This is a genomic window from Pseudomonas sp. NPDC087358 (assembly GCF_044900785.1).
Lineage (GTDB): Bacteria > Pseudomonadota > Gammaproteobacteria > Pseudomonadales > Pseudomonadaceae > Aquipseudomonas.
Map to the genome: position 1 here is coordinate 240,084 of NZ_JBJDOA010000007.1, position 18,509 is coordinate 258,592.

The window sequence follows — 18,509 nt, forward strand, 5'->3', positions numbered from 1 at the left end:
TCCGGAGAACCCACATGCAAGCCATTGTCTGCCACGCCCCCAAAGACCTGCGCGTCCAGGCCGAAAGCGACGCGCCAGCGCTTGAGCCTGGCCAGTTGCGCGTTCGTGTCGCGCGGGGCGGTATCTGCGGTTCGGACCTGCATTACTACCAGCACGCAGGCTTCGGCGCGGTGCGTCTGAAGGAGCCGATGGTGCTGGGCCATGAAATTTCGGCAGTGATCGAGGAGGTGGGAGACCCGCAAGGTGGCTTCAGCGCGGGTCAACGCATTTCCGTTTCGCCTTCGCGCCCGTGTGGTGGCTGCAAATTCTGCCACGAGGGGATGCTCAATCATTGTCTGAACATGCGCTTCTACGGCAGCGCCATGCCGTTCCCGCATATCCAGGGTGCGTTCCGCGAAACACTGGTGATCGAGTCCAGCCAGGCGCACTTGCTGGCGCCGACTACCACATTGGCTGAGGGCGCTCTGGCCGAGCCGCTGTCGGTTGGGCTGCACGCGATCCAGCGCGCCGGCGGCGTGTTCGGCAAGCGGGTGTTGGTCACTGGCTGCGGGCCGATTGGCAACCTGCTGATTGGCAGTCTGCGAGCCGCGGGCGCGTTGCAGATTGTCGCGGTGGATCTGAGCGACAGCGCGCTGCTCTGCGCGCGGCGAATGGGCGCCAGTGAGACCCACAACCTCAATGACGAACCTCAAGCGCTGGCGCGCTATACCGCTGACAAAGGTCATTTTGATGTGATGTTCGAAGCCTCCGGCAGCGCGCAGGCGTTACGCGATGGCCTGACCTGCATTCGGCCGCGCGGGATCGTGGTCACCGTCGGGCTGGGAGGCGATGTGTCGATTCCGCTGAATCTGGTGGTTGGCAAGGAAATCGATCTTCGCGGCACTTTCCGCTTCCACCCTGAGTTCGCGCAGGCGGTCGATCTGCTCAATCGCAAGGTGATCGATGTCACGCCAGTGATTTCCCACACCATTCCCTTCAACGACGCGGTGCAGGCATTCGAGCTTGCCGGGGACAAGCAGCAGGCGATGAAGGTGGTGCTGGATTTCGGGGTGAAGGAATAACGGGCTCTTGATTCCGGCCGCAGGCCCTGGGGGCCAGGCCTGTCGGCGATCTGCCGGAAACCGGCAGCAGTACAGGAAAAACGCGCTCTGCCTGACGCACTACGTCGCCTGGTTCTGCTGCCGGTGCCCAGCAGATCGTCAGCAAGCTGGGCTCCTACGCTTTTGGGGCAGAAGCTCGATTTTCAGCGCTGGTCGCTCTGCGGGGTCACGCGCAGCACTTCCTCCATCGTGGTCAGCCCTGCGGCGACTTTCTGCGCGCCCGATAGCCGCAGGCTGCGCATGCCGTCCTTGAAGCCTTGCCGGCGCAGCGCCGTCAGGTCCAGGTCGGCGGTGATCAGCGATTTCACTGCGTCCGACATGAGCATGATCTCGTATACCCCGGCGCGTCCCCGGTAGCCGGTATCGCGACACTCGGCGCATCCCACCGCACGCTGGGCGCCGGCAGGCACCGGTGCCTGCCACGGACGGGTCAGCGTCTGCCAGTCAACCTCGTCGATCTCTATCGGCGCCTTGCAATGCGGGCACAGCGTACGCACCAGGCGCTGGGCCATTACCCCGAGAATCGTCGCCTTGAGCAGGTAGTGCGGTACACCCAGTTCCAGCAGCCGGCTGATTGCGCTTGGCGCGTCGTTGGTGTGCAAGGTCGACAGCACCAGGTGACCGGTAAGTGCCGCCTGAATCGCCATCTCGGCGGTCTCCAGATCGCGGATCTCGCCGATCATGATGATGTCCGGGTCTTGTCGCATCAATGCGCGCACGCCGCTGGCAAACGACAGGTCGATGTTGTGCTGCACCTGCATCTGGTTGAAGGCCGGCTCGACCATCTCGATCGGGTCCTCGATGGTGCAGAGATTGACCTCTGAGGTCGCCAGCTTCTTGAGCGTGGTGTAGAGCGTGGTGGTCTTGCCCGAACCGGTCGGGCCGGTCACCAGAATGATGCCGTTGGGCTGATGGGTCATGCCTTCCCAGCGGCGCAGGTCGTCGCCCGAGAAGCCCAATTGGTCGAAATCCTTGAGCAGCACCTCCGGATCGAAAATCCGCATGACCATTTTTTCGCCGAACGCAGTGGGCAATGTCGACAGCCGCAGTTCCACTTCGCCGCCATCGGGGGTCTTGGTCTTGACCCGGCCATCCTGCGGCTTGCGCTTCTCGGCAACGTTCATCCGGCCAAGGCTTTTCAGGCGGCTGGTGACGGCCATGGTCACCTGCGGCGGGAATTGATAGACGTTGTGCAGCACGCCGTCGATGCGAAAGCGCACGGTGCCGGCTTCGCGACGGGGTTCGATATGGATATCACTGGCACGCTGCTGGTAGGCGTACTGGAACAGCCAGTCAACGATGTTGACGATATGCGCGTCGTTGGCGTCCGGCTCCTGATCGCTGGCGCCGAGCTTGAGCAGTTGCTCGAAATTGCCCAGGTTGCTCACTTTTTGATCGGTGGCGCTGGCGCCGCTGACCGATTTTGCCAGTCGATAGAATTCCACTGCCAGCTTTTGCACATCCACCGGATTGGCGACCACGCGCTTGATCGGCATCTTCAGCACGTGAATCAGGTCGGCTTCCCACGCCTTGACGTAGGGTTGCGCGCTGGCGATGGTCACCGCTTCGCGATCCACCGCCACCGCGAGAATCTTGTGGCGCTGCGCAAAGGCGTAGGACATCAGTGGTGTGACGGCGGCAACGTTGATTTTCAACGGGTCGATGCGCAGGTACGGCTGACCGGCCTGTTCGGCCAACCAGGCGGTGAGCGTTTCCAGGTCGAGTTTCTTGCCTGGGCGCTTGGGATTGTCGAACTGCTGGGCGGCGACGAATTCCAGCGGATGGGTTTGCAGGTTCTGCGCGGTACGGCGCAAGGTCAATGCGTATTCGGCATTGTCCTGATCGAGGTATCCCTGCGCGACGAGATCGCGCAGCACTTCATTCAGATCCAGCCAGCGGTCCTGGGAAGATGGGGCAAGGACGGACATGCGGGCTCCTTTGGACGAGACGGCTTACTTCGTGAATAAGCAAGAGTAGTCCCAAGCGTGCCAGTTGTTGCGTCCTGCAGGTAGCCAAGCGTTGCCAATATTTTCGGCGCGCTCAACCGACAGCGAGTGAGACGGGCTCGGATAGGACGTGAAAATCGCCGATCGGTTCCAGATCCACTGAACAAACGCTGATCAGGTTGCGCATTTTTTCGCCAATGACCTGGGCGCGATGCCAGGCCATCCCGTCCACCTCAACCTCGATCATCAGCATGCCTTCCTGCTGCAGCACGCTGACTTGTTGCGGAATCAGATACTGCATCGCAAGCAGGTTCAGCACCCGGCAGATCAGGTCTGGTTCGGCCTCGGCAAGGATCTGGTAGCGGGACCGGCAGTGGGCATTATTCACCGACCATGCGTCTGGACGAAGCTGGGCGTTGCGGACTGTTTCGAGGTGCATGCTGACTCTCCTGTTTTCGTCACCGCAGCGTTCATCAAGGTCAGTGACGAGCTGTTTGAGTGAGGGAGATTCTTGCATGGCAAAAAAGAAATATCTGGTCCATGATCGGCCGATTCGAGTCTTGTATGACTTGTTAATGCGTATTAAGACGTTTATGGAAATAGATTATGCAAATAGAGCTGGATGTCTACGATCGCAAGATTCTGGCGCTGTTGCAGGAGGACGCGTCGTTGTCCAGCGCGCAGATCGCCGAGCAGGTAGGACTGTCCCAGTCGCCATGCTGGCGCAGGATTCAAAGGCTCAAGGATGAAGGGGTTATCCGGCGCCAGGTGACGCTGCTTGATCGCAAGAAAATCGGGCTCAATACCCAGATTTTTGCCGAGGTGAAACTCAATGCCCACGGTCGGTCCAACTTCACCGAATTCACCGAGGCGATTCGCGGCTTTCCCGAAGTGCTGGAGTGTTATGTGCTGATGGGCTCGGTGGACTTTCTGCTGCGCATCGTCACGCCGGACATCGAAGCGTACGAGCGGTTTTTCTTCGAGAAGCTGTCGCTGGTGCCGGGGATTCAGGAGGTGAATTCGACGGTGGCGTTGTCGGAAATCAAGTCGACCACCAGTTTGCCGATTTCGAAGTGAGGAGGGCGGGCGCTGCAGCAAGCACGCCTGATCACTTGTAGGAGTGCGGCTTGCCGGCGGTGCGATTTTAGCGCCACCGCTGGCAAGCCGGACGGCTACAGGTATTGCCTAGAGCTTCAACAATGTCTTCCACGCCCGGCTCTGCAGCACGGTGATGGTTTGTTGTACGCGGGCTTCGAGGACTTCGTCGCTGATGTCCTGGTGAGCCAGCAACTCGAGTTTGTTCAGCTCGCCGTACAGACGATCAAGCTCGGGCAGGTCCAGCGTCTGACGGGCGTGGTGCAGCCAGACTTGAATGCGCTCGATACGCGGTAGCTGTTCTGCCAGATCTTCAGGCTGATTCTGGTAGCGCGGCAGGTTGAGAGCAGTCGCCTCATCGCCGAGGAAACGCGGGACCCAGCTGCTGAGCATGGCGTTACCCTGGCGATTGCCACGGTTGTTGCGCTCCACCGTCCAGCTGCGCGCCATCAGCCAGCGCGAGGTGGTCAGGGAGAACAGGCCCCAACGGGTGTCGTCCAGTTCTTCAATGAACTGCTCATGGGCGGCAGCGCGAACGTCGGCATCTTCCTGGCCGGCGTGAACCAGCGTACGCCAGTCTTCGAGCAAGGCATCCAGGGCCGCGCGCAGATCGTGAGTGGTCGCGCGTGGTGCCGCCTGACCCAGACTGCCGGTCAGGGCGCGCAACTCGGCGAGCATTTCGACCCAGTCCTGCAGCAGGCTCCAATGACCGTTGAAGCGATATTGCTCGGCCAGTCGCTGGCTGCTGCCCAGCAGGTACCAGGCCAGCGCGCTGTAGGCGTCGTCCACGGACATCTCGGGATGCAGTTCCGGCATTGGCAACTTGATCGAGTAGCTGCTGGCGTCGAACAGGCGATAGCCGCGCTCGGCCTTGCTGATGTCACAAGGCATCAATGCCAGTTTCTCGGCGAGCTCTGCGGCCAACTCCAGCAGCGCCGAAGGGTCTCCCTCGCGCAGCTCCAGCTCCAGCTCGCAGATTTCTTCTTTCTGCTTGCCAACGATGACGTTACCCAGATCCAGAGCGGCCTCGATGACCACTTTGGACTTGCCGCGACCCCAGGAAATCTCGGCTTTTTCACGGACGAAATCGGTGGTGAACAGCGGCTTGATGGTTTTTTTGTCCAGCTCCGCCAGTTGCTCCGGCCAGCACTCGCCGTCGAGCTTCTTCAGGTCCAGCTTGGCCTTGGCCAGGTCCCAGTTGTACTCGTTGCGTTCAGACAGGCCGGCAACGCTCTGGCCGCGGGTCTTGAGGGTCTGGATGATCGCGTCGCCGTCGCGGCGCAGGCGCAAGGCGACCTTGGCCTGAGCCAGCTCGCGCTCGGGGGTGTCGAAGTACTGATTGAACAGCTCCAGGCGTTCCCAGCCACCTTTGTTGCGCTTCTTCAGCAACGGGTGCTCGCGCAGGGCAATGAGGGTTTCGCGGCTGACGCGGAGTTTGATTTCGGTTTCTTTGTGCATGGCCGGAGAATCCAAGCGCTCTATCGCTGATAAACAGGGTACGCAGCCGGAATCGACACAGCTGCGTGGGTCGTGCAGTGTACAGGACATCACCCTGGACGGTTTATTCATGCTGTCCAATGACCCTATGATGGGTCGCATGTCGTACCTGTACCGAGGAGTCGCTTATGCCGTTGCCGTCCATGAAAGAGCAGTTCGCGGCCCTGATCGCCGCACCATCGGTGAGTTGCACGCAACCCTCGCTGGATCAATCCAACCGCCCGGTGATTGATCTGCTGGCCGGTTGGCTGGGAGATCTGGGTTTTTCCTGCGACATCCGGCAAGTGAGTCCGGGCAAATTCAATCTGCTGGCAACCTACGGTTCCGGCCCCGGCGGCCTGGTGCTGTCCGGGCATAGCGACACGGTTCCTTACGACGATGCCCTGTGGAAGACCGATCCGCTGAAGCTCACCGAAGTCGACGGCCGCTGGGTGGGCCTTGGCAGCTGCGACATGAAGGGTTTTTTCGCGCTGGCCATCGAGGCCCTGCAGCCATTGCTGGGTCAGCCTTTCAAGCAGCCGCTGATCATCCTCGCCACCTGCGATGAAGAAAGCTCGATGTCCGGCGCCAAGGCGCTGGCGGCAGCCGGTGGAGTGCTTGGGCGTGCGGCGGTTATCGGCGAACCCACGGGTCTCAAGCCGATTCGTCTGCACAAGGGCGTGATGATGGAGCGCATCGAGATTCTCGGGCGCAGCGGCCATTCGTCGGATCCCAGCCTGGGCCACAGCGCCCTTGAGGCGATGTACGACGCGATCGGCGAGCTCAAGGGGCTACGCCAGCAATGGCAAGCCCAGTATCGCAATCCGCAGTTCAGCGTGCCCCAGCCAACCCTGAATTTCGGCTGCATCCACGGCGGCGACAATCCCAACCGCATCTGTGGCCAATGCTCGCTGGAGTTTGACTTGCGGCCGTTGCCCGGCATGGAGCCGGAAATGCTCCGCGCCGCGATTCGGCAGAAATTGCAGCCGCTGGCCGAGTTGCATCAGGTCCAGATCAACTACGCCCCGTTGTTCTCCGAGGTGACGCCATTCGAGGAGAGCGCCGACGCGGAACTGGTGCGCGTTGCCGAGCGTCTGACAGGTCATACGGCTGAAGCGGTGGCATTTGGCACCGAAGCGCCTTATCTTCAGCGCCTTGGTTGCGAAACGATCGTGTTGGGGCCGGGTGACATTGCCTGCGCGCATCAGCCCGGCGAGTATCTCGAAATGTCACGTTTGCAGCCTACTGTGCGTCTATTGCGTCAGTTGATCGAACATTACTGCCTGACTCCCGCATGAGTCGGCGCCACCTGAAAAACCAGCCCAGAAGGAGAGTACGCGTGTTGCGATGCCTGTTCCGACGATAAAGCTCATGCCGTCGTGAGTGTTTCACCCTTCGTCCATTTTCTTGCAGGCTCTTTCGGATATGCCCGATTACGTAAATTGGCTCCGCCACGCGTCTCCCTACATCAATGCCCACCGCGATTGCACCTTTGTCGTCATGCTTCCGGGCGACGGTGTTGAGCACCCCAACTTCGGCAATATCGTGCACGACCTTGTGCTGTTGCACAGTCTGGGCGTGCGCCTGGTGCTGGTTCACGGCTCCCGTCCGCAAATTGAAAGCCGCCTGCAAGCGCGCGGCCTGACCCCGCATTTTCACCGCGATATGCGCGTGACTGACTTCGCCACGCTGGAATGCGTGATCGATGCGGTCGGGGCCCTGCGTATTGCTATCGAAGCGCGTCTGTCCATGGACATGGCCGCCTCGCCGATGCAAGGCTCGCGTTTGCGCGTGACTGGCGGCAATTTCGTCACCGCGCGTCCGATCGGCGTGCTCGAGGGCGTCGACTATCAGCACACCGGCGAAGTGCGCCGGATCGACCGCAAGGGTCTCAACCGCCTGCTCGATGAGCGCTCGATCGTGCTGCTCTCGCCACTGGGTTACTCGCCGACCGGCGAAATCTTCAACCTCGCCTGCGAAGATGTCGCCACCCGCGCCGCCATCGACCTGGGTGCGGAAAAACTGCTGCTGTTCGGCGCCGAGTCCGGTCTGCTGGATGAGCAGGGGCGTCTGGTGCGCGAGTTGCGTCCTCAGCAGGTGCCCGCGCATCTGCAGCGGCTGGGCAACAACTATCAGGCTGAACTGCTCGATGCGGCCGCTCAGGCCTGCCGCGGGGGCGTGGCGCGCAGCCATATCGTCAGTTATGCCGAAGACGGCGCGCTGCTGTCGGAGCTGTTCACCCGTGCTGGCGGCGGTACGCTGGTGGCGCAGGAGCAGTTCGAACTGGTGCGCGAGGCGTCGATTGGTGACGTCGGTGGCTTGATCGATCTGATCACCCCGCTCGAAGAGCAGGGCATTCTGGTGCGCCGCTCCCGCGAAGTGCTGGAGCGCGAGATCGAGCAGTTCAGTGTGGTGGAACGCGAAGGCATGATCATCGCATGTGCGGCGCTGTATCCGATTGCTGACTCAGAGACTGGCGAGCTGGCGTGCCTTGCGGTCAATCCTGAATACCGCCATGGCGGGCGCGGCGACGAATTGCTCGAACGCATCGAGGAGCGTGCGCGGGCGCAGGGCCTGAAAACCTTGTTCGTGCTCACCACCCGTACCGCGCACTGGTTCCGCGAACGTGGTTTTGAGCCCAGCAGCGTCGACCGCCTGCCCAGTGCGCGGGCGTCGCTGTACAACTACCAGCGTAATTCGAAGATTTTCGAGAAAGCGATCTGATACACAGTATGCCCCGTAGAAGTGAGCTTGCTCGCGATTGCTGTTAGCCGGTCCATCGCTGGCACCTGACGTAACGTCCATCGCGAGCAAGCTCACTCCTACAGTGATGTGGGGTTGTAGATAAACAAACGGCGTGCCTTGGCACGCCGTTTTTTATTCACTCATCGGATCAATTACTGATCGCCAGGATGCTCGCCTGATACGCGCCGACGAAGGTGTCGAAATCCACCGGCTCCTCGGTCTGTTCCAGTTCTGACTGCTGGGCCAGCGACTCACGAGCCTTGGTTTCGAAGCTGGCCTGATCCTCGGCGCTCAGCGGCCGGCTGCGGAAGTAGTCGGCATGGGTCCGCGCCTGGCGCATGGAAAACGCGGTAAAGCCTTCCTCGTGCTCGGTCATGGCAGCCAGCACCTGGGCCGATGGGGTGAGCGAGATATCCGCAACTTTTGCACGCTGGGCGACCAGTGATTTGGCGTGCTCCTCGATGCCCTGGCTCTGATCCAGCAAGCGGCTGATAGGCTCGATCTTGTCCAGCAGCTCCTCGGCCCAGACTTTCAGGTCGATGGTCGAGGTGTTGCGGCTCAATTGCAGGCCAGGGCGGCGACCTTCCTTGACCACGGTCAGGAAGTTGCTGCTGGCGTTGCCGCATTCGCAGTCAGCCAGTTGCGGGCTTTCCTGCAGGGCGCAGAACAGAATGAACGCGTCGATGAAGCGCGACTGTTGCAGGTCGATACCCACCGGCAGGAACGGGTTGATGTCCAGGCAGCGCACTTCAACGTACTGCACGCCTCGGGCCACCAGTGCCTGGATAGGGCGCTCGCCGGAATAGGTGACGCGCTTGGGACGAATCGTCGAGTAATACTCGTTTTCAATCTGCAAGACGTTGGTGTTGAGCTGAATCCACTCGCCATCCTTGTGCGTGCCGATCTCCACATAAGGCGCGTAAGGAGTTGCCACGGCCTTGCGCAGGCTGTCGGTGTAGGTCAACAGATCGTTGTAGCACGGCGTCAGGTCGGCCTGGGCGTTGCTCTGATAGCCCAGATCGCTCATGCGCAGACTGGTGGCGTAGGGTAGGTACAGCGTGTCCGCGTCGAACTGCTCCAGTTGGTGCGAGCGCCCGCGCAGGAAGCCCGCATCCAGCGCCGGTGAAGCGCCAAACAGGTACATGAGCAGCCAGCTGTAACGACGGAAGTTGCGAATCAGCCCGATGTAGCTCTCGGACTGGAAGTCACGGTCGCTGCCTTCGAAGGCAACGTTGTGCTTGAGCACCGGCCAGATGGCTTCAGGCAGCGAGAAATTGTAGTGAATACCGGCAATGCATTGCATGGTCTTGCCGTAGCGCAGCGCCAGGCCCTGGCGATAGACGTACTTGAGCTTGCCGATGTTCGAGGTGCCGTAATAGGCGATCGGGATGTCTTCCTCGGCCGGAAGCGGGCACGGCATCGAGGGGCTCCAGATGTATTCACCGCCCAGTTTGCTGTAGGCGAAGCGATGGATTTTCTCCAGGCTTTCCAGCGTATCGGCCGGGTTGGTCAATGCCGGGGTAATGAACTCCAGCAGCGACTCGGAATAATCCGTGGTGATCTGTTCGTTGGTCAGCGCAGAGCCCAAGGCTTCAGGGTGCGGTGTCTGGGCCAGACGTCCTTCGCCTGTAACGCGCAGGCATTCACGCTCGATACCATGCAAGCACTTCTCCAGAAGGGAGAGGTGAGAAGGCTCGCCGAGCAAAGCCAGGCGGCGGTTGAGAAGTTCGCTCAAGTTGGATTCCTTCACGCGTCAGTCGGCCCTATATGGGGGCGATATGGCGGTCTACAAGGGTGAAGAAAGGAACTGGCGTTTTCGCCTCGTCTTTGGTCCGAACGCCGATGCCCGTCGCTGATGGTTCTTACAAGAAAATCAGAAAATTTCGACACTGATACACAATGCCGAAATTAACCCATATCCCCATCGGACAGCTAGACGATGGCGAACGTGCCTTGCGCTTTAGCGACCAGCTTGTCGTCCTGGCGCACTTCGGCTTCGACCACCAGCGTGCGCCGACCGGCATGCAGCACGGTACTGACGCAGGTGACTTCGCCATCGGCCACGGCACGAACGTAATTGATCTTGCACTCCACGGTCACGCTGCGTTGATCGAAGCCATGGGAGCTGGAGCAGGCCAGGCCCATGGTGATATCGACCAGGCTGAACAACGCCCCGCCGTGCATCACGTTGCCGCGATTGCGCAGGTGCGGCTCCAGCGCCAGCGCGACCTCGGCAACACCCGCATCCAGTCGCAAGACGCGACAGCCCAGGGTCTTGAAGTAATTGCTTTGCGTCAGATCGTCCGGGATATCCATCAGCGCTTCTTCAGTTGCTTGGCGTTGGCGAACAGCGAGGCCATGGCGTTGTTGGCGGCAGCCGCCGGCGCGGTTTCATTGCGTGGGGCGCTGCTCTGTTGCTGGCGAGGGGCCGCGCCAGGACGCGCGCCACGGGCGCCGTCGATCTTCTCGCCCGGCGTATCGCTCATGCGCATCGACAGCCCCACGCGTTTGCGCGGAATGTCGACCTCCATGACCTTGACCTTGACCACATCACCGGCCTTCACCGCTTCACGTGGGTCTTTGATGAACTTCTCCGAAAGCGCGGAGATATGCACCAAACCGTCCTGATGCACGCCGATGTCGACGAACGCGCCAAAGTTGGTGACGTTGGTCACCACGCCCTCCAGAATCATGCCCAATTGCAGATCCTTGAGGTCTTCGACGCCGTCCTGAAATTCGGCCGTCTTGAACTCCGGACGCGGGTCACGACCAGGTTTTTCGAGTTCTTGAAGGATGTCGGTCACGGTGGGCAGACCAAAAGTCTCGTCAGTGAACTTCTTGGGGTCCAGGCGCTTGAGAAAGCCGGCGTCGCCGATCAGCGAGCGGATGTCGCGGTCGGTCTCGGCGGCGATGCGCTGCACCAACGGATACGCTTCCGGGTGAACGGCGGACGAATCCAGCGGGTTGTCGCCGTTCATCACGCGCAGAAAGCCTGCGGCCTGCTCGAAGGTCTTTTCGCCCAGGCGAGCGACTTTCTTCAGCCCTGCGCGGGTCTTGAAGGCGCCGTTCTCGTCACGGTGGCTGACGATGTTTTGCGCCAGGGTAGTGTTGAGGCCGGAAATCCGTGCCAGCAGCGCGACCGAAGCGGTGTTCACATCGACGCCGACGGCGTTCACGCAATCTTCTACAACGGCATCCAGGCCGCGCGCCAGTTTGAGTTGGGACACGTCGTGCTGGTACTGGCCGACGCCGATGGATTTCGGATCGATCTTCACCAGCTCCGCCAGCGGATCCTGCAGGCGGCGGGCGATGGATACCGCGCCACGGATCGATACGTCCAGATCCGGGAATTCCTTGGCTGCCAGTTCAGACGCCGAATACACCGAAGCGCCTGCCTCGGAGACCATGACCTTGGTCATTTTCAGGCCTGGGTATTTTTTGATCAGATCGGCGGCCAGCTTGTCGGTTTCGCGACTGGCGGTGCCGTTGCCGATAGCGATCAGATCGACCGAATGCTTGGCACAGAGAGCGGCCAGAACGGCGATGGTCTGATCCCACTGGTTTTTCGGCACATGCGGATAGACCGTTGCGTAGTCCAGCAACTTGCCTGTGGTGTCGACCACGGCGACCTTGCAGCCGGTGCGCAGGCCCGGGTCCAGGCCCAGGGTAGCGCGCGGGCCAGCGGGGGCGGCCAGCAGCAGGTCGTGCAGGTTGTGGGCGAACACGTTGATCGCTTCGGCTTCCGCACCTTCGCGCAGCTCACCCAGCAGGTCGGTTTCCAGGTGCGAGTAGAGCTTGACCTTCCAGGTCCAGCGCACCACTTCGCCCAGCCATTTGTCTGCCGCACGGTTGCGATTCTGCAGGCCGAAACGCTCGCTGATCATCATCTCGCACGGATGCAAGGTGCCGGGCAGTTCCTCACCGACTTTCAATGCAGAGCTCAGAATGCCTTCGTTGCGGCCCCGGAAAATGGCCAGGGCGCGGTGCGACGGCATGCTCTTGAGTGGCTCGTCGTGTTCGAAGTAATCGCGGAATTTCGCGCCTTCTTCTTCCTTGCCGGCCACTACGCGTGCGCTGATCACGGCCTCATGCTTGAGGAAACTGCGCAGTTTCTCCAGCAGCGTGGCGTCTTCGGCGAAGCGCTCCATGAGGATATATTTAGCGCCTTCGAGCACGGCCTTGAGGTCGGCGAAGCCTTTTTCGGCGTCAATGAAACGCGCAGCTTCAGCTTCGGGAGTAAGGCTCGGGTCGTTGAACAGGGCGTCAGCCAGCTCGCCCAGGCCGGCTTCCAGGGCAATCTGGCCCTTGGTGCGGCGCTTTTGCTTGTAAGGCAGATAGAGATCTTCGAGGCGGGTCTTGGTGTCGGCGAGCTTGATGTCGCGGGCCAGTTCCGGGGTCAGCTTGCCTTGCTCTTCAATACTGGCAAGGATGCTGATGCGACGCTCGTCGAGCTCGCGCAGGTAGCGCAGGCGCTCTTCCAGATGACGCAGTTGCGTGTCATCGAGGCTGCCAGTCACTTCTTTACGGTAGCGAGCGATGAAGGGCACCGTGGAGCCTTCATCCAGTAGCGCGACGGCCGCTTCGACCTGTTGCGGGCGGACACCGAGTTCCTCGGCGATGCGGCTGTTGATACTGTCCATAAAACCACCTGGCAAATATGTGTGCAAAAAATCCGGCTGCTGGCGAACCGCCTTGAGCAGGTGTTGCCTGACTTTGAGGGCGGCGCATTATACCCAGTGGACTTCGATTAGGGGATCGCCCTGTCAGTTGCCCGCAGAACCGGCCCCTTGAACCAAAGCCCGGGGTTCGCAAAGGCGCAAGGAAGCGCGCCAGTGGCGGCTCAGGAAAAATCTGCTAACAATGCACACGGTGCGCATCACAGCAGCTACGCCATAATGCGCGCCGAGATCAAAGGAGCATCCAATGAGCAGCACTGCACAAACGGCTGAAGGCGAAAAAATTCTCATCGTTGACGATGACCCGGGCTTGAGCAGCCTGCTGGAACGCTTTTTCACCAGCAAGGGCTATCGCGCCCGGGCTGTGGCCAACGTGGAGCAAATGGACCGACTGCTGGCTCGCGAAGTATTCAACCTCGTGGTGCTGGATCTGATGCTGCCTGGCGAGGACGGTTTGTCCGCCTGCAGAAGGCTGCGCGCCTCGAACAACACAGTGCCGATCATCATGCTCACCGCCAAGGGTGATGAGCTGAGCCGCATCAAGGGTCTGGAGTTGGGCGCTGACGACTACCTGGCCAAACCCTTCAATCCCGACGAGCTGATGGCTCGTGTCAAAGCGGTCCTGCGTCGCCAGACGACCCCCGTTCCTGGCGCACCTGCCAGTGAAGACGAGACCGTCACCTTCGGCGACTATGAACTGTCCCTGGCAACCCGCGAGCTCAAGAAGGGCGACAAGGTCGATATGCTGACCACCGGTGAGTTCGCGGTTCTCAAGGCTTTGGTGATGCACGCGCGCGAACCGCTCACTCGTGACAAATTGATGAACCTTGCCCGTGGTCGTGAATGGGATGCCCTGGAGCGCTCCATCGACGTGCAGATCTCGCGTCTGCGTCGCATGATCGAGGTAGATCCTGCCAAACCACGCTACATCCAGACAGTCTGGGGCGTGGGTTACGTATTTGTACCGGACGGTACCGGCAAGTCTTAGCCAGGTCGACAGGCAGCATGCCAGGCGCATTGCATGCTGCCTACGCTAACCAGTCACCCTGATTCTCCGGAATGGAGCTATCGGGGTGACTGGTTTTGCTGTCTCTTGCTATCCGCGAAATTTCGCGAGCCTGGCTCGCTCCTGCAAAGTGTGTAGCTGCTGTTATGAAGACACCGCTCTGGTTCCCGCAAAGCTTTTTTTCCCGCACCTTGTGGCTGGTGCTCATTGTCGTGCTGTTTTCCAAGGCCCTGACCCTGGTTTATCTGCTGATGAACGAGGACGTGCTGGTGGACCGCCAGTACAGCCACGGTGTGGCGTTGACCTTGCGGGCGTACTGGGCAGCCGACGAAAGCGACCGACAGACCATTGCCGACGCAGCGGGCTTGATCCGCGTGGTGGGAGGCGGCGTACCGGAGGGCGAGCAACATTGGCCGTACTCGGAAATCTACCAGCGGCAGATGCAGGCCGAACTAGGCGCCGACACCGAAGTTCGACTGCGCGTCCATGCGCCACCGGCATTGTGGGTGCGGGCACCCAGCCTTGGGGACGGCTGGCTGAAAGTCCCTCTCTATCCGCATCCTCTGCGCGGGCAGAAGATCTGGAGCGTGCTGGGCTGGTTCCTGGCGATCGGGCTGCTGTCCACGGCATCGGCATGGATTTTCGTCAGTCAGCTCAATCAGCCACTCAAGCGTCTGGTCTTCGCCGCCCGCCAACTGGGGCAAGGGCGCAGTGTGCGTTTGCCGGTCAGCGACACCCCCAGTGAAATGACCGAGGTGTACCGCGCCTTCAACCAGATGGCCGAAGACGTCGAGCAGGCGGGGCAGGAGCGCGAATTGATGCTGGCTGGCGTATCCCATGACCTGCGCACGCCGCTGACGCGCTTGCGTTTGTCACTGGAGCTGATGCCAGCCAACAATGAGTTCATGGACGGGATGGTGCGAGACATCGAGGACATGGACGCGATTCTCGATCAGTTCCTGGCGTTCATTCGCGACGGGCGTGATGAAGAGGTCGAGGAGGTCGACCTGGTTGAACTGGTTCACGAGGTCGTGGCTCCGTACAACAACCCGCAGGAACAGGTGCGGCTGTGCCTGGAGTCGATTCCTCCATTCCCTTTGCGGCGGGTCTCCATGAAACGCCTGCTCAACAACCTCATCGGCAACGCCATGCACCACGCCGGCGATGGAGTGGAAGTTGCCGCCTATGTCTCCGGCGACAGCGGCGCGCCCTATGTGGTGCTGAGTGTGCTGGACCGCGGCATGGGCATCGATCCGTCAGAGCTGGAAGGCATCTTCAACCCATTCATCCGCGGAGACCGCGCACGCAGCGGCAAAGGCACCGGGCTGGGGCTGGCGATCGTCAAGCGCATCGCCTCGATGCACGGCGGCAACGTCGAACTGCGCAACCGTTCGGGTGGGGGGCTTGAGGCCAGAGTGCGATTGCCACTGGGGCTGATGTTGCCCAGGGACGCGGACTGATGGAGCGCAGGACATCGATCCACTGAAAATCTGCTTTTGATTCTGGCCGCAGGCCGTAGGAGCGCAGCTTGCTCGCGATCTAGCGCGACGCGGTAGCAAAACCATACGCACAGGTCGTCCCCGGCACCGTGCTTTTGGAGTTTGCTGCCGTTCCCGGCAGATCGTCGGCAAGCCGGACTTCCACGCGCTGCCGGGCAGAAACACAGACGGCAGGAATCGCCGCTCCGCTTTTGTATTCTGGCTGCCGGAGAAGCTGGGTGTTATCGCTCGGTTATCCCGTCAACCCTTGCCCTTGGTCCGCGTCATGTGCGGCCCGCCATTTTTCTCGATGTACTGGATGATCATCCCCGCCACGTCCTTGCCGGTTGTGGTTTCGATGCCTTCAAGACCTGGGGATGAGTTCACCTCCATCACCAATGGCCCGTGATTGGAGCGCAGGATATCCACCCCGGCCACGCTTAGGCCCATGACCTTGGCGGCACGGATCGCAGTCATGCGTTCTTCAGGGGTGATCTTGATCAAGCTGGCGGTGCCGCCACGATGCAGGTTGGAGCGAAATTCGCCTGGCTTGGCCTGGCGCATCATCGAGGCGATGACCTTGTCGCCCACCACGAAACAGCGGATGTCCGCACCGCCCGCTTCCTTGATGTACTCCTGCACCATGATGTCCTGCTTGAGCCCCATGAACGCTTCGATCACGGACTCTGCCGCGGTTGCGGTTTCACACAGCACCACGCCGATGCCCTGGGTGCCTTCGAGCACCTTGATCACCAGCGGGGCGCCATTGACCATCTGGATCAGGTCGGGGATATCGTCCGGTGAGTGGGCGAAGCCTGTGACGGGCAGGCCAATACCGCGTCGCGACAGCAATTGCAGCGAGCGCAGCTTGTCCCGGGAGCGGGCAATGGCGACCGACTCATTGAGCGGGAACACCCCCATCATTTCGAACTGGCGCAATACAGCGCAGCCGTAGAAGGTCACCGAAGCGCCAATTCGCGGGATGACCGCGTCGAAGCCTTCCAGTGGTTTTCCTCGATAGTGAATCTGCGGCTTATGACTGGCAATGTTCATATAGGCGCGCAGGGTATCGATCACCACGACCTCGTGACCACGCTCGATACCCGCTTCGACCAGGCGACGAGTTGAATACAGACGCGGGTTTCGCGAAAGCACAGCGATCTTCATGCAACACCTGTGACAGAGGAATTAGAAGCCGGGAATGCCGGCTTGTCCTGAACGTATGTAATGCCCGGATTGACCACCAATTGGCCGTCAACCAGAGCTTTGGAGCCCAACAACAATCGATAACGCATGGCCTTGCGGCAGGCCAGGGTGAATTCCACCGGCCAGACGCGATCACCCAGCGCCAGCGTCGTACGAATCACGTAACGCACCTGTGAATGCCCGTTTGAGCTCTTGATGGTTTTCATCGCGACCAGCTGAGCCTCACAACGGCGATGCCGCAGCTGCACGACGGTCCCCAGATGCGCGTTGAAGCGCACCCACTTTTCACCGTCACGCTCGAAGGGCTCGATTTCCGTGGCATGCAGGCTTGACGTGCTGGCCCCGGTGTCGATCTTCGCGCGCAGACCGGCCACTCCCAGATTGGGCAGCGCCACCCATTCGCGAAGGCCGATGACTGTGAGATGGTCGAATGTTTTCAAAGCGATTCCGTACGGTTCATGCGTTTTGCCAAGCACCCGGGGGCACCTGGGCCAGCGCTTTGAATGCAGGTTTGGCGAACCAGTAGCCTTGCATCAGATAGATTCCACAGTCGGCAAGAAAGTCGCGTTCTTCGGCATGCTCGATGCCTTCAGCCACGACTGTAACGCCCAACTCCGTACACATTGTGACAACCCCTCGCACGATAGCCTGACGCACGCGATCACGGTGCACATCTCGTACCAGCGCCATGTCGAGCTTGATCAGGTCCGGCTGAAAGTCCGCCAGCAGCGTCAATCCGGCGTAGCCTGCGCCAAAATCATCGATGGCGGTCTTGAACCCGAATTCACGGTATTCACGCAGGATATGAGTGAGGTGCAGGTTGTTGTCCAGTTGCTCGCTCTCGACTGTCTCGAAGATCAGCCGATCGAGCGGAAAATTGTGGGCGCGGGCCGCTTCCAGGGTGCTGCGGATGCACAACTCGGGACGGTAGACCGCGTTGGGCAGGAAGTTGATTGAAAGGTGCTCGCGCATGCCCAGCTGGGCGGCAGTTGAAATTGCCCGGGTTCGGCACAATTGATCGAACCGGTAGCGGTTCTGATCATTGATGCGCTCAAGCACCGACTGAGCGCCTTCTCCGTTGACACCGCGAACCAGCGCTTCGTGGGCGAAGATCGATTGATCCCGCAGGTCCACGATGGGCTGGTAGGCGAAAGAAAAGTCGAAGTTCAGCTCCGGTGCGTTTTTGCAGCCCGCGCAGCCGCCCGTCAATGAAGTCGGAAAATCTGTCACAACGCACTCCATGGGTAAGGCGCCATTTGTCTTGGCGGGCATTCTAAACAAGGGTTCGGATTACTGCGTGCTCTGCGTTGCGTAGTAAAGTTCTGACTATCCGCAGATCGAGGAATTCAGATGACACAAAAGTCAGACGAGGACGACAAGGTTCGTCTGGATAAATGGCTATGGGCAGCGCGTTTCTTCAAAACCCGTGCGTTGGCCAAAGCGGCCATCGAAAGCGGTAAGGTGCATTGCCGTGGCGAACGTTGCAAGCCGGGCAAGGAACCTCGGGTGGGTGACGAGTTTCAGATCCGGGCCGGATTCGACGAGCGTACGGTGGTGGTTCAGGCTTTGTCCATCGTTCGACGAGGTGCCCCTGAAGCCCAGTTGCTTTACAGCGAAACGCCGGAAAGCCTGGCCAGGCGCGAACAGGCCGCCCAGATGCGCAAGGCCGGAAGCCTGGGCGTGACCACCGACGGCAAACCGACCAAAAAGCAGCGGCGACAGTTGTTTCAGTTTCATTCGGGGGATGACTGAGCGCCGCTCGATTGCTGGCTGCATGGAAG

At 60.6% G+C, this 18,509-nt stretch carries 16 protein-coding genes; 7 read left to right on the plus strand and 9 right to left on the minus strand.

Going from position 1 to position 18,509, the window contains the following annotated elements; genetic code table 11:
- Window positions 1-14: 14 nt before the first annotated feature.
- Complete coding sequence (locus ACI2KS_RS18260) at window positions 15-1,061, plus strand: L-idonate 5-dehydrogenase (RefSeq protein ID WP_404622377.1); 1,047 nt, start codon at window positions 15-17, stop codon at window positions 1,059-1,061.
- A gap of 182 nt (window positions 1,062-1,243) precedes the next feature.
- Here the strand turns inward: ACI2KS_RS18260 and ACI2KS_RS18265 are convergent, their stop codons facing one another.
- Together ACI2KS_RS18265 and ACI2KS_RS18270 are read right to left on the minus strand one after the other, a co-directional pair.
- Window positions 1,244-3,028: a GspE/PulE family protein gene (locus ACI2KS_RS18265; RefSeq protein ID WP_404622378.1), complete on the minus strand. Its 1,785-nt coding sequence runs from the start codon at window positions 3,026-3,028 to the stop codon at window positions 1,244-1,246.
- 112 nt (window positions 3,029-3,140) lie between these two features.
- Entirely contained in the window at window positions 3,141-3,485 is a 345-nt protein-coding gene (locus ACI2KS_RS18270; RefSeq protein ID WP_404622379.1) for a hypothetical protein, read from the minus strand.
- Between the two features lie 167 nt (window positions 3,486-3,652).
- Between ACI2KS_RS18270 and ACI2KS_RS18275 the strand changes: the two genes are divergently transcribed.
- Entirely contained in the window at window positions 3,653-4,123 is a 471-nt protein-coding gene (locus ACI2KS_RS18275) for an Lrp/AsnC family transcriptional regulator (protein ID WP_404622380.1), read from the plus strand.
- 108 nt (window positions 4,124-4,231) lie between these two features.
- Here the strand turns inward: ACI2KS_RS18275 and ACI2KS_RS18280 are convergent, their stop codons facing one another.
- Complete coding sequence (locus ACI2KS_RS18280; protein WP_404622381.1) at window positions 4,232-5,599, minus strand: inorganic triphosphatase; 1,368 nt, start codon at window positions 5,597-5,599, stop codon at window positions 4,232-4,234.
- A gap of 167 nt (window positions 5,600-5,766) precedes the next feature.
- Here ACI2KS_RS18280 and argE point away from each other — a divergent pair, with 167 nt between their 5' ends.
- Window positions 5,767-6,915, plus strand: a complete 1,149-nt coding sequence (gene argE / locus ACI2KS_RS18285; protein WP_404622382.1) for an acetylornithine deacetylase — start codon at window positions 5,767-5,769, stop codon at window positions 6,913-6,915.
- 127 nt (window positions 6,916-7,042) lie between these two features.
- A complete protein-coding gene (argA, locus tag ACI2KS_RS18290) occupies window positions 7,043-8,341 on the plus strand; it encodes an amino-acid N-acetyltransferase (protein WP_404622383.1) in 1,299 nt (432 codons plus the stop codon).
- A gap of 169 nt (window positions 8,342-8,510) precedes the next feature.
- Here argA and gshA read toward each other — a convergent pair whose 3' ends face one another.
- The 3 genes from gshA to ACI2KS_RS18305 form a co-directional block, all read right to left on the minus strand.
- Window positions 8,511-10,097 (minus strand): glutamate--cysteine ligase, encoded by a 1,587-nt coding sequence (gene gshA, locus ACI2KS_RS18295; protein ID WP_404622384.1) that lies wholly within the window; start codon window positions 10,095-10,097, stop codon window positions 8,511-8,513.
- A 197-nt stretch (window positions 10,098-10,294) separates the two neighbouring features.
- Window positions 10,295-10,678: a PaaI family thioesterase gene (locus ACI2KS_RS18300; protein WP_404622385.1), complete on the minus strand. Its 384-nt coding sequence runs from the start codon at window positions 10,676-10,678 to the stop codon at window positions 10,295-10,297.
- Entirely contained in the window at window positions 10,678-13,002 is a 2,325-nt protein-coding gene (locus ACI2KS_RS18305; RefSeq protein ID WP_404622386.1) for a Tex family protein, read from the minus strand. Before ACI2KS_RS18305 ends, ACI2KS_RS18300 begins: the two co-directional genes overlap by 1 nt.
- A 283-nt stretch (window positions 13,003-13,285) precedes the next feature.
- On the opposite strand from ACI2KS_RS18305, the gene ompR reads away from it, so the two are divergent.
- Window positions 13,286-14,026, plus strand: coding sequence for a two-component system response regulator OmpR (gene ompR, locus ACI2KS_RS18310; RefSeq protein WP_404622387.1), 741 nt, complete (start codon window positions 13,286-13,288; stop codon window positions 14,024-14,026).
- Window positions 14,027-14,190: 164 nt separating this feature from the next.
- On the plus strand, window positions 14,191-15,504 hold the full coding sequence (locus tag ACI2KS_RS18315) for an ATP-binding protein (protein ID WP_404622388.1): 1,314 nt from the start codon (window positions 14,191-14,193) through the stop codon (window positions 15,502-15,504).
- A gap of 279 nt (window positions 15,505-15,783) precedes the next feature.
- Here ACI2KS_RS18315 and rimK read toward each other — a convergent pair whose 3' ends face one another.
- Genes rimK through ACI2KS_RS18330 form a run of 3 tightly spaced genes read right to left on the minus strand, consistent with a single transcriptional unit; the run spans window position 15,784 to window position 17,958 of the window.
- Window positions 15,784-16,689, minus strand: coding sequence for a 30S ribosomal protein S6--L-glutamate ligase (gene rimK, locus ACI2KS_RS18320; protein ID WP_404622389.1), 906 nt, complete (start codon window positions 16,687-16,689; stop codon window positions 15,784-15,786).
- The gene (locus tag ACI2KS_RS18325; protein ID WP_404622511.1) at window positions 16,686-17,141 is read right to left on the minus strand and encodes an ATP-dependent zinc protease; all 456 of its coding nucleotides are present in this window, start codon (window positions 17,139-17,141) and stop codon (window positions 16,686-16,688) included. Before ACI2KS_RS18325 ends, rimK begins: the two co-directional genes overlap by 4 nt.
- Before the next feature lie 43 nt (window positions 17,142-17,184).
- Window positions 17,185-17,958 (minus strand): EAL domain-containing protein, encoded by a 774-nt coding sequence (locus ACI2KS_RS18330; protein ID WP_404622390.1) that lies wholly within the window; start codon window positions 17,956-17,958, stop codon window positions 17,185-17,187.
- Window positions 17,959-18,078: 120 nt separating this feature from the next.
- Here ACI2KS_RS18330 and ACI2KS_RS18335 point away from each other — a divergent pair, with 120 nt between their 5' ends.
- Window positions 18,079-18,480 (plus strand): RNA-binding S4 domain-containing protein, encoded by a 402-nt coding sequence (locus ACI2KS_RS18335; RefSeq protein ID WP_404622391.1) that lies wholly within the window; start codon window positions 18,079-18,081, stop codon window positions 18,478-18,480.
- The last annotated feature ends 29 nt before the right edge of the window (window positions 18,481-18,509 follow it).